The sequence below is a fragment of the Rhodococcus sp. 2H158 genome (genome assembly GCF_053764755.1).
Genome location: NZ_JBSNCE010000003.1, coordinates 278372 through 291069 on the forward strand (window position 1 = coordinate 278372; position 12698 = coordinate 291069).

The window sequence follows — 12698 nt, forward strand, 5'->3', positions numbered from 1 at the left end:
CCCGGGGGCGGCATCGTGGGGTGCCGGTGGGGGCGGGGTCAGGCGCCGCGCCGCTTGGTCTTGAGCAGTTCGAGGCGCTCCTTGAGCAGTTCGTCGAGCTCATCGATGGAGCGGCGCTCGAGCAGCATGTCCCAGTGGGTGCGCGGCGGCTTGACCTTCTTCGTCTCCGGTGCCGCGCCCTCGACCAGGGAGCCTTCCAGGCCGTTCTTGCAGATCCAGGTGCCGGGGATCTCCGCGTCGTCGGCGAACGGAACGTCGAACTCCTCGCCGTTGTCACAGCGGTAGCGGGCGATCCGCCGCGGCGCCAGATCGTGGTCACGGTCGGTCTCGTAGCTCACCGCCCCGAGCCGGCTGCCTCGCAGTACACGATCTGCCATGGTGGTGTCCTCTCTTGTGTGCTCCGCCCGGTGCGCTCGCCCCCGAGGGGAGCGAGCGTCCACAGTGCGATCGACATCGGCGGATGCCGACCACTCTTGTCAACGCCCGCGCGGTCGAATCGGTTCCCGACCGCCCCGGGGCCGTGGGCGCGGGTCATTCTACCGGGCCGCCCCGGCCGCTCCGGCGCCGCGGGCCGGTAGGGTGTGCGGCCATGACCGGACGTACCCGTAAACCGGAGAACTGCCTCTGGTGCGGCCGGCCGGTCGCCGACGCCCCGCTCGGGCGCCGCCGCCGCTATTGCCGCCGCTCGTGCCGCCAGCGGGCCTACGAGCACCGCACCCTCGCCCGGGAGGCGGGCCTGCCGGAGGACGCGGTGGTCCTGACCGCCGACGAGGCGAGCGCGGTCGCCGACCGTGCCTTCGAGGTGCGGTGCGCGGCCGAGGACGTCGCGACCGCGGTGGGCGAGGGCGCAGGTCCGGAGGAACTGGCGCCCCTGTGCGCCGACCTGGTGCGCCTGGCCCGCGCCGCCGAGCGGCTCCGCTGAGCTGGGCTCCGCCGAGCCGGCGGCGGTCCTCAGGCGAAGAACGCCCCCATCGTGTAGACCACCTGGCAGAAGGTGCCGTCGACGTACTGCACGGAACCGAACAGTGCCGACAGCACCGGCCCGGTGCCGGTGTCGAGGGTCTTCGACAGCTGCGGCACCCCGCCGACGGTGTCGTCGAGGGTGGCCACGCCCCCGCGGAAGTTCTCCATGTTCAGCCACACGAACCTCAGGTCGGCCCGCGCCGGCAGGGTGGGGATCGTGGGGGAGACGAAGATCTTCAACTGCCCGATCTGCACGGGCGGCACCGCGTTGGGGCCCGGCTGGGCCCAGCCGGTGGTCATCGCGTACGGGGTGAAGCCGCCGCCGCAGCCGAGCCCGAACGTGGGGGCGGGCTGCATGAACGGCTGCGGCGTGTTGCGCGGCGGCGGCTCGAACAACGCCGGGGTGCGGGCCGCGTCGAGCAGGGACTCCACCGCCCGCAGCGCCTCGGGGGAATCCGCGGCGGCCGCCGCCCGCAGCGCATCCGGCGGCAATCCCGGGGGTGCCGGCTCCGCGACGGCGTGGGCGGGCACGGCCACGGCGACAGCCGCGGCTGCCGCGGCAGAGAGCGAACGAACGGTCCATCGACGCTGCTGCATCCAGAGCTCCTCGAGGATGGGGCGGGCACGGGCGACGGCGTGGTCGGCTCGACAATAGGGGGACCGGGGCCGCCGCGGGCCGTTTCCGGGGCCCGGTTCGAAAAGCGGTTACCGAAACTGTGATTCGAGCGCATCCGGTGACCTGATCGCGATCGAACGGTAACAAATCCCCGTCGATTCGCCGCGAGCGCCGCGACAGGTCGCCCCTCCGGTCTCGACTCGGGATCGATGCGGCCCGAGGGGTCGATTTTTCGGTCCGGTTTCGGGCCGAGACGTCGTCGCGGTGGTCTAGCTTGAGGGAGCGCTCCTGTCACACATTCGAGGGCGCGGACGATCGAAGGGGAAAGAGCTACAGCCACGTCGATCCGACCGAGGGGTTTTCCTGCACGGTGCCGGGGGGTGCCAGGACACCACTGGAATCACTTTCGTGAAGGGGAGTTCGTTGCAAGAGCGGCTGCACATTCCGCCCGGGGCCTTCCCGTTGTCCTCTGCCCAGCGGTCGATCTGGTTCGCACAACAGCTGGCACCCGAGGTGCCCGTCTGCATCGCCCAGTACGTCGACCTGCCCGGGGACCTCGATCTGGATCTGCTGCGCGAGGCCGCGCACGAGGCCGCCCGCGAGTTCCAGTCGCCGTACCTGCGGGTCGTCGAGGTCGACGGTGAGCCGTACCAGTACGTCGATCCCGACCTCGACCTCAGCGACATCCCGCTGCTGGACTTCTCCGATGCGCCCGATCCGATGACCACGGCGCAGCAGTGGATGAACACCGACTACGCCACCCCGGTCGATCTGGCCCGCGACCCGCTGGTGAACATGACGATCCTGCGGATCGGTGAGCGACGGCACCTGTGGTACAGCCGGATCCACCACGTCGCCCTCGACGGCTTCGGTGCCATGACGATGGTCAACCGGATCGCCGCGCTGTACTCGGCGGCCCACGAGGACCGCGTCCCCGAGCCATCCACCGCCGCCGACCTGCACGACCTCTACCAGTCGGACCTCGACTACCGTGGTTCGAATCGGTACGCGAGCGACCGGGACTACTGGATCGGGCGGGTCGCCGGGCTCGAGGACGGATCGACCCTGGCGCGGCGGACGGTGCCGACCGCCGCGCGCAGCACCCTCGAGAGTGTCACCCTGCCCGACGACCTGGTCGCCCGGTTGACCGACGCCGATGCCACGAGCGGATCGTCGGCCGCCGCGACGGTGGTCGCGGCGGCCGCGTGCTATCTCTCCCGGCTGACCGGCCGCGCCGACGTGATGCTCAATCTGCCGGTGTTCGCGCGCACCACCGCGGCGGCGAAACGCTCCGGCGGCATGCTCGTCAACACCGCGCCGCTGCACATCCGCCTCGAGGACGACGACACCCGCGCCGACCTGGTGCAGCGGGCCCAGCTGGAACTGACCGGTGCGCTGCGCCACCAGCGGTTCAGCCTCGAGGACCTCCGCCGCGAGACCGGCACCGCCGGCCGGGCCCACAGCTACGGCGGCCCGATGATCAACGTGATGCTCTTCCGGCAGGAGATCACCCTCGGCCCGGTCCGCGGCGAGTTCCACATCATGACCTCGGGTCCGGTCGACGACCTGCTGGTCAACATCTACCAGAGCGGCACCCCCGCCCGGACGTTCCTCGACTTCCGCGGCAACCCCAACCAGTACGAGCCGGACGAGCTGCGCGCACACCACGGCAGCTTCGTCGAACTGCTCGCCGAGTTCCTGCGGGCCGACCCGGACACGCCGGTTGCCCGCATCCACCGCGCGACCGCCGCCGTCGCCGAGCGCCTGCGGCGCGATGCCGACGTCGAGCGGTTCTGGCGTGCCGCCCTGGCCGGGGCGCCCGAACACCTCGAGCTGCCTGCCGACCGCCGCCGCACCGGCCCGCGCACCCCCACCGCCGCCCACCTCGACGTGCCGGTCCCCGCCGCGCTCGGGGACCGGGTCACCGAGCTCGCCCGGCGCCACGGCGCCACCTCCACCGAACTGCTGCACGCCGCCGCCGCGGTGCTCGTCGGCCGGCTCACCGCCGGCACCGACACTCTCGTCGCCGTCCCCGCCCCCGCCGGGGCGCTCCCGCTGCGGGTGCAGCTCGACGAGAGCGAGCCGTTCGCCGCGCTCCTGGGCCGGGTCACGGCGATCCACGCCGCCGCCACCGCCCACGCCGACGTGCCGGCGGACCGGCTCGCCCGGATCTTCGACGCGCAGCACGTGCCGACCCTGCCGGTGCTGCTCGACAGCGGCGACACCGCCGGGGACGGCGGGCTCGCGCACGCCGAACTCGCGGTGCACACCGCGACCGGCCCCGACGGCACCCGCCTGAGGTGTGCGTACGCCGCCGACCTCTTCGACGCCGACACCGCACGATCGTTCTGCGAACGTTTGCTGAGAATCCTGGGCGCCGTCACCGTCGACCCGGCGGCACCGATCGGGGACGTCGACATCGTCTTCCCCGACGAAGCGGCGGAGCTGAGCCCGGTACGCGGACTGCCCGCCTCGTCCCCGCAGCTGTGGCCCGAGATCCTCGCCTCCGTGGCCTCGCACGTGCCCGACGCGAGGGCCCTGGAATTCGACGGCCGCACGATGACGTACGGGGAGCTCGACGCCTGGTCCAACCGGGTCGCCCGGGTGCTCATCGACGCCGGCGCCGGCCCGGAGACATTCGTTGCCCTCGGCATCGCCCGATCCCTCGAATCCGTGGCCGCGGTCTGGGCGGTGGCCAAGTCCGGCGCCGCGTACATGCCGGTCGACCCGGCCTACCCGGCCGAGCGGATCGAGTACATGCTCGCCGACTCCGGGGCCGTCCTCGGCGTGACCACCACCGCCCACCGCGACGGCTTGCCCGCCGACGTGCCGTGGCTGGTGCTCGACGACGCGGAGTTCGTCGCGGCGCTGGACTCGGTCTCCGACGGGCCGCTGTCGGACCTCGACCGTCGCGGCGCGCTGCATTTCGACCATCCCGCCTACCTGATCTACACCTCCGGGTCCACCGGTCGCCCGAAGGGCGTGGTGGTCCCGCACCGCGGGCTGGCGAACCTGTGCGCCGAACTGCACGGCCGGCACGGCCCGACCCCGCACTCGCGGGTCTCGCACTTCTCGTCCCCGAGCTTCGACGCCTCGGTGTACGAGTACATGACCGCGTTCGCGATCGGCGCCACCCTCGTCGTGGTGCCCCCGACGATCTACGGGGGCGAGGAACTGGCCCGCTTCCTCCGCGAGCAGCGCATCACCCACGCCTTCTCCACCCCCGCGGCGCTGGCCTCCGTCGATCCGGAGGGTGTCGCCGCCGAGTCGGTCACCGTCGCCGGCGACGCGTGCCCGCCCGAGCTCGTCGCCCGCTGGTCCCGGGGCCGGCGGATGTTCAACGCGTACGGCCCGACCGAGTGCACGATCGTCGTCAACATCTGCGGTCCGCTCGCGCCGGCCCCCACGATCCCGATCGGCACCCCCGTGCGCGGCACGCACGAGGTCGTCCTGGACTCCCGGCTGCGGCCGGTGCCGATCGGCGTCGCCGGCGAGCTGTACATCGCCGGCCCGGGCATCACCCGCGGCTACCGCGGCAGGCCCGGGCTCAGCGCCGGCCGGTTCGTCGCCGACCCGTTCGGCGCGCCGGGGGAGCGGATGTACCGCACCGGCGACGTGGTGCGCTGGCGGCGCGACGGCGCCCTCGAATACCTCGGCCGCTCCGACTTCCAGGTCAAGGTCCGCGGTTTCCGCATCGAACTCGGCGAGATCGACGCGGTCCTGACCGCCCACGAGGACGTCACGTTCGCGGTGACGATCGGGCACACCGCCCCGTCCGGCGACACCGTCCTGGTGTCCTACGTGCTGCCCGCGACCGGGCGCACCGCCGAACCTGCCACCCTCGCCGCGCACCTGTCGCGGAGCGTGCCGGCGCACATGGTGCCCGCCGCGATCGTCGTCCTCGACGAGATCCCGCTCACCCCGGTCGGCAAGCTCGACCGCCGCGCCCTGCCCGTGCCCGTGTTCGCGGTGGACGGCACCACCTACGTCGCGCCGTCCACCGACGCCGAGAAGACGGTGGCGCAGGTGTTCGCCGAGCTCCTCGGCGTCGACCGCGTCGGTCTCGACGACAGCTTCTTCGACCTCGGCGGCAACTCGCTGATCGCCACCCGTGTCGTCGCCCGCATCAACGCCGCCCTCGGCACCGACCTGGGGGTGCGGGCACTGTTCGAGGCCCCCACGGTGCGGACTCTCGCCGCCCTCACCGCCGACGCCGGCACGGGCACCCGGGTGCCGCTGGTCGCCGGGCCCCGCCCGGGGGTGCTGCCGGTCTCCGCGGCCCAGCAGCGGATGTGGTTCGTCAACCAGCTCGACACCGCCTCGCCGGCCTACAACATCCCGATGGCGATCCGGCTGCGCGGCCGGCTCGACCGGGACGCGCTCGCCACCGCCGTCACCGATGTGCTCGCCCGCCACGAGGCGCTGCGCACCGAGTTCCCGGCCACCGCCGACGGCCCCGTCCAGCGGATCCGCCCGGTCGAGCAGGTGCACCTCGATCTCACCGCGACGACCGTCGCCGCCGACGCGCTGCCGCAGCGTCTGGCGGCCGAGGTCACGGCCGGCTTCGACGTGGCCGTGCAGGTGCCGGTGCGGGCGCGGTTGTTCGCGCTCGGCGACGGGGAGCACGTGCTGGTGTTCGTGGTGCATCACATCGCGGCGGACGGGGCGTCGATGGCGCCGCTGGCCCGGGATCTGATGACCGCCTACGCGGCCCGCACCGGCGGCCGCGCCCCCGACTGGACGCCCCTGGAGGTGCAGTACGCCGACTACGCGCTGTGGCAGCGGCAGGTCCTCGGCGACCGGGCCGATCCGGACTCGCTCGCCGCCGCCCAGCTGCGGTACTGGCGCGAAACCCTGTCCGGCGCACCGGAAGTACTGGCGCTGCCCACCGACCGCCCCCGCCCGCCGCAGCAGTCGTTCCGCGGCGCCACCGTCCGCTTCGAGGTCGGGTCCGAGCTGTACCGGGCGGTCGGCGACCTGGCCCGCACGCACGGCGCCACCCCCTTCATCACGGTGCACGCGGCCCTGGCGGTGCTGCTGGCCCGGCTCTCGGGCAGCGACGACGTCACCGTGGGCACCCCCGTCTCCGGTCGCGGCGACCGTGCCCTCGACGATCTGGTCGGCATGTTCGTCAACACCGTCGTCCTGCGCACCCCCGTCACCGCACAGCACACCTTCGCCGAGCACCTGACCCACGTCCGCGACCGCGACGTCGACGCCCTCGCCCACGCCGACCTGCCGTTCGACGCCCTCGTCGACGCCGTCACCGACCACCGGTCCGAGGCCTACGCGCCCCTGTTCCAGGTGATGCTGGCCTTCCAGAACACCGAGTCCGCCCACCTGCAGCTGCCCGACCTGACCGTCGACGTCTCCGAAATCGACACCGGCACCACCAAATTCGACCTGCACCTGATGCTGGCCGAGGTCCCCGGCGACGACGGCGCCCCCGCCGCCCTCACCGGCGCCCTGTCCTACGCGACCGACCTGTTCGACGCCGGCACCGTCACCGCCCTCGCCGACCGCTTCGTGCGGCTGCTCACCGCCGTGACCACCACCCCGCACGTGCCCGTCGGCGACCTCGACCTGCTCGAGCCGGGCGAACGCGAGCTGATCCTGCGGCGCTGGAACGCCACCGACGCCCCCCGCAGCCCGCACACCCTCGCCGACCTGTTCGCCCGGCAGGCCACCCGCACCCCCGACGCCGTCGCCGTCGTCTTCGGCGACGAGGCCCTGACCTACGCCGAGTTCGATGCCCGCACCAACCGGCTCGCCCGGCGCCTGATCGCCGAGGGCGTCGGCCCGGACCGCCTCGTCGGGCTCGCGATGCGCCGCTCGGTCGAGCTGCTCGTCGGGATGTACGCGGTGATCAAGGCCGGCGGCGCCTACCTGCCGCTCGACCCCGACCACCCCGCCGACCGGCTCGAATACGTCCTGGGCAACGCCCGTCCGGTGTGCGTGCTGACCACCGCCGCCGACCGGACGACGCTGCCCGCCCCGGTCCCGATCCTCGAGGTCGATCGCCTCGACCTGACCGGCGCCTCCGACGCCCCCGTCGCCCCGGAGGAGCGCGCCGCCCCGCTGACGGGCGACCACCTCGCCTACGTGCTGTACACCTCCGGCTCCACCGGCCGCCCCAAGGGTGTCGCGGTCGCTCACGCCGCGATCGTCAACCGGCTGCGGTGGATGCAGCACGCCTACCCGCTCACCGCCGAGGACACCGTCCTGCAGAAGACACCGTTCACGTTCGACGTGTCGGTGTGGGAGTTCTTCTGGCCGCTGCAGACCGGGGCGCGCCTCGTCGTCGCCGCCCCCGACGGGCACCGCGACCCCGCCTACCTCACCGCCGTCGTCGAGCAGCAGCACGTCACCGTGGCGCACTTCGTGCCGTCCATGCTCGCGGTGTTCGTCGCCGCCACCGACCCGGCCCGCTGCACGTCGCTGCGGTTGCTGTTCTGCAGCGGTGAGGCGCTGCCCCCGGCCACGGTCGCCGCCGCCCACGCCGCGTTCCCCGCCGCGGCCCTGCACAACCTGTACGGGCCCACCGAGGCCGCCGTCGACGTCACGTTCTGGGCCTGCACCGACGACGCCGTCGACGTCGTGCCGATCGGCGCCCCGGTGTGGAACACCCGTGTCCACGTCCTCGATGCGCGGCTGCACCCGGTTCCCGTCGGCGCCGTGGGGGAGCTGTACCTGTCCGGCATCCAGCTCGCCCGCGGCTATGTCGGGCGCGGCGACCTGACCGCCGACCGGTTCGTCGCCGATCCGTTCGGCCCGTCCGGTACCCGCATGTACCGCACCGGCGACCTCGTGTCCTGGCGCCACGACGGCAATCTGATCTACCTGGGCCGCACCGATTTCCAGGTCAAGCTCCGGGGCCTGCGGATCGAGCTCGGTGAGATCGAGCAGGCGTTGCTCGCCGACCCGGCCGTCGCGCAGGTCGCGGTCGTGGTGCACCGGCCCGCCGCGGGCGCCGCCGACGGCTCCGATGGGGTGCTCGTCGCGTACGTCGTGCCCGAACCCGGCCGGAACATCGATACCGCGGCGAGCCGCGCATTCGATACCGCGGCGAGCCGCGCATTCGATACCGCGGCGAGCCGCGCATTCGATACCGCGGCCCTGCTCGGGGCCGTCGCGGCCCGGCTGCCCGGCTACATGGTGCCCGCATACGTCGTCGTCCTCGACCGGCTCCCGCTCAACCCCAACGGCAAGCTCGACCGCAAGGCACTGCCCGCCCCGGACTTCACCGCCGGGCGGGCGGCGGAGCACGTCGCGCCTCGCACCCCGGTCGAGCAGGTCCTGGCCGAGGTCTTCGCCGGCCTGCTCGGGGTGGAGCGTCTCGGCGTGCACGACAGCTTCCTGGATCTGGGCGGCAACTCGCTGCTGGCCATGCGGCTGGCCGCGCGGATCGCCGCGGCGACCGGCACCGACGTGGGCGTGCGTGATCTGTTCGACGCGCCCACCGTCGCCGCCCTGGCCGAGCGGCTCCGCGACCGCGACGCCGCGGCGCGGCCCGCGCTGACCGCCGCCGCGACCCGGCCCCCCACGATCCCGCTGTCCCCGGCGCAGCAGCGCATGTGGTTCATCAACCAGTTCGACACGACCTCCCCGGCCTACAACATCGCCGTCGCGCTGCGTCTGACCGGGGAGCTGGACCTCGCGGCACTGCGGGCCGCCGCCGCCGACGTCGCCGCGCGCCACGAGACGCTGCGCACCCGCTACCCGCTCACCGACGACGGCCCGATCCAGGTCGTGCTGCCGGTCGCGGTGGCGCAGCCCGACTTCACCGTCACCCGCGTCGAGACCGAGGACACGGTGCCCGCGCACATCGACCGGATCGTCGGTGCCGGGTTCGACGTCGCCGCCGAGGTGCCGGTGCGGATCCGGCTGCTCACCCTCGCCGACACCGACCACGTGCTGGTCCTGGTCGTGCACCACATCGCCGCCGACGGGTTCTCGATGGGACCGCTGGGGCGGGATCTGATGACCGCGTACGCCGCCCGCGCCGGTGGCCGCGCCCCCGACCGGTCGCCGCTGCCGGTGCAGTACGCCGACTACACGCTGTGGCAGCACACCGTGCTGGGCGACGAGTCCGATCCCGCCTCCACCGCCGCCCGGCAGCTCGCGTTCTGGCACGACGAGCTGGCCGGGGCGCCGGAACTGCTCGAGCTGCCGTGGGACCGGCCCCGCCCGGTGCAGCAGTCCGGGCGCGGTGCCCGCGTGGCGTTCGAGATCGGCGCCGACACCCACCGCGGCATGCTCGCGCTGGCCCGCGAGCACGACGCGTCGTTGTTCATGGTCGTGCATGCGGCGCTGGCGGTGCTGCTGGCCCGGCTGTCCACCAGCGACGACATCGTGGTCGGCACCCCCGTCGCCGGGCGCGGTGACCGTGCCCTCGACGATCTGGTCGGCATGTTCGTCAACACCGTGGTGCTGCGGGCCCGGGTGGACGAACGCGAACGGTTCGACTCGCTGTTGCGGCGGGTCCGTTCGGCGGACCTGGCGGCGTTCGGCCGGGCCGACGTCCCGTTCGAGCGGCTCGTCGAGGCCCTCGACCCGCCCCGGTCGACGTCCTACCCCCCGCTGTTCCAGGTGCTGCTCGAGTTCCAGGACATCGAGCGCCCCGAGATCGCGCTGCCGGGAGCGACGGCGCGGGTGCTCGACCTCGATCCCGGCCTGTCCCCGTTCGACCTGCAGCTGTCGATCGCCGAGCGGCCCGGCGGCGGATCCGGCGTGCGGGCGGCGTTCACCTACGCCACCGACCTGTTCGACGCGGACACGGTCGCCTCGTTCGCGGACCGGTTCGTGCGGATCCTCGACGCCGTCACCGCGGATGCGTCCGTGACGGTGGGGGACGTGGAGATCGTCACCCCGCGTGAGCTCGCCACCCTGGCCCCGGCGCGGGGCCGGCCCGCGGTCTCCCCGCAGCTGTGGCCCGAACTGCTGTCGTCGGTGGCGGCGATCGTGCCGGAGGCGGTGGCCCTGTCCTTCGAAGGCCGCACCGTCACCTACGGTGAGCTCGACGCCTGGTCCAACCGGCTCGCCCGCGTCCTCACGAGTCACGGTGTCGGCCCGGAATCCTTCGTGGCCCTGGGAATTTCGCGTTCGATCGAGTCGGTCGCGGCGGTGTGGGCGGTGACCAAGTCCGGGGCGGCGTTCGTCCCCGTCGACCCCGGCTACCCGCCCGAGCGGATCGCCTACATGCTCGACGACTGCCGGGCCACCCTCGGCCTGACCACCACCGCCCACCGCGACGTGTGGCCCGCGGACGCGGTGTCGTGGCTGCTGCTCGACGACCCCGGCCTGCGCCGCCGGCTCGACGACGTCTCGCCCGCCCCGGTCACCGACGACGACCGCCGTGCCCCGCTGCGGTACGACCATCCGGCATACCTCATCTACACCTCCGGCTCGACCGGCCGCCCCAAGGGCGTCGTCGTCACCCACCGCGGCCTGACCAACCTCAACGCCGAAGTGCGCGAACACTTCTCGATCACCCATCGGGCCCGCGTCTCGCACCTGGCGTCGCCGAGCTTCGACGCGTCCCTCTTCGAGCTGACCAAGGCGTTCTGCGCCGGCGCCACCCTCGTCATCGTGCCGCCCAGCGTCTACGGCGGCGAGGAACTCGCCCGCATCCTGCGCGAGGAACGCATCACCCACGCGTTCGTCACCCCCACCGCCCTCGCGTCGCTCGATCCCGCGGGCCTCGACGAGCTGCGCGTGCTCGTCGTCGCCGGGGAGGCCTGCCCGCCGGAACTGGTCGACCGCTGGGCGCCGGGCCGCCACATGTACAACGGCTACGGCCCGTCCGAGGCCACCATCGAGACCAGCGTCAGCCCCGACATGCGCCCGGACACCACCGTCACCGTCGGTGGCCCCGCCATCGGCTTCCACGAGGTCGTCCTCGACGAACGGCTGCGGCCCGTCCCCATCGGGGTCGCCGGTGAGCTCTACATCGCCGGCGCCGGCCTGGCCCGCGGCTACCACCGCCGTCCCGACCTGACCGCGGCCCGGTTCGTCGCCGACCCGTTCGGGGCGCCGGGGGAGCGGATGTACCGCACCGGCGACGTGGTGCGCTGGCGCACCGACGGCACCGTCGAATACCTCGGCCGCTCCGACTTCCAGGTCAAGGTCCGCGGTTTCCGCATCGAACTCGGCGAGATCGACACCGCCCTCGCCGCCCACGACGACGTCGCCTTCGCGGTGACGATCGGGCACACCGCCCCGTCCGGCGACACCGCCCTCGTCGCCTACGTCCTGCCCGAGACCGGCCACCACGTCGACACCGCCGCGCTGCGGGGGCACGTCGCCGGGCAGCTGCCGGCGCACATGGTGCCCGCCGCGATCGTCGTCCTCGACGAGATCCCGCTCACCCCGGTCGGCAAGCTCGACCGCCGCGCCCTGCCGGTACCCGACCTGTCGGCCACCGGCGAATACCGCGCCCCGGCCACCGACACCGAGGCCACCATCGCCGACATCGTCGCCGAGGCCCTCGGCCACGAGAAGGTCTCCGTCGACGACAGCTTCTTCGACCTCGGCGGCAACTCGCTGATCGCCACCCGTGTCGTCGCCCGCATCAACGGCGCCCTCGGCACCGACGCCGGCGTGCGGGTGCTGTTCGAGGCCCCGACCGTGCGGACCCTGGCCGCCCGCATCCTCGACGACCACGCCGGGGGCACCCGCGTCCCCCTCACCGCGGGCCCGCGCCCCGACCGGATCCCGCTGTCCCCACCCCAGCAGCGGATGTGGTTCGTCAACCAGTTCGACACCGCCTCGGCCGCCTACAACATCCCGATGGCGATCCGGCTGACCGGCCGCCTCGACCGGGCGGCACTCACCGCCGCCGTGCACGACCTGATCACCCGCCACGAAACCCTGCGCACCTGGTACCCGAACGAGAACACCGGCCCGGCGCAGCTGGTCACCGACCCCGCCCAGGCCACCCCCGACCTCGATCCGGTCCCGGTGTCCGCCGACGCGCTGCCGCAGCGTCTGGCCGCCGAGGTCACGGCCGGCTTCGACGTGGCCGTGCAGGTGCCGGTGCGGGCGCGGTTGTTCGCGCTCGGCGACGGGGAGCACGTGCTGGTGTTCGTGGTGCATCACATCGCGGCGGACGGGGCGTCGA

At 73.4% G+C, this 12698-nt stretch carries 4 protein-coding genes; 2 read left to right on the forward strand and 2 right to left on the reverse strand.

The window, feature by feature from the left end:
- Positions 1-38 precede the first annotated feature (38 nt).
- A complete protein-coding gene (locus ACWPOB_RS04665; protein WP_006931066.1) occupies positions 39-377 on the reverse strand; it encodes an RNA polymerase-binding protein RbpA in 339 nt (112 codons plus the stop codon).
- Positions 378-589: 212 nt separating this feature from the next.
- Between ACWPOB_RS04665 and ACWPOB_RS04670 the strand changes: the two genes are divergently transcribed.
- On the forward strand, positions 590-922 hold the full coding sequence (locus ACWPOB_RS04670; RefSeq protein WP_006931067.1) for a hypothetical protein: 333 nt from the start codon (positions 590-592) through the stop codon (positions 920-922).
- Between the two features lie 29 nt (positions 923-951).
- On the opposite strand, the gene ACWPOB_RS04675 is transcribed toward ACWPOB_RS04670, so the two are convergent.
- A complete protein-coding gene (locus ACWPOB_RS04675; protein WP_455400053.1) occupies positions 952-1560 on the reverse strand; it encodes a hypothetical protein in 609 nt (202 codons plus the stop codon).
- Between the two features lie 442 nt (positions 1561-2002).
- On the opposite strand from ACWPOB_RS04675, the gene ACWPOB_RS04680 reads away from it, so the two are divergent.
- Positions 2003-12698, forward strand: a 10696-nt coding sequence (locus tag ACWPOB_RS04680) for an amino acid adenylation domain-containing protein (protein WP_455400054.1), incomplete at its 3' end; no start/stop codon positions are given.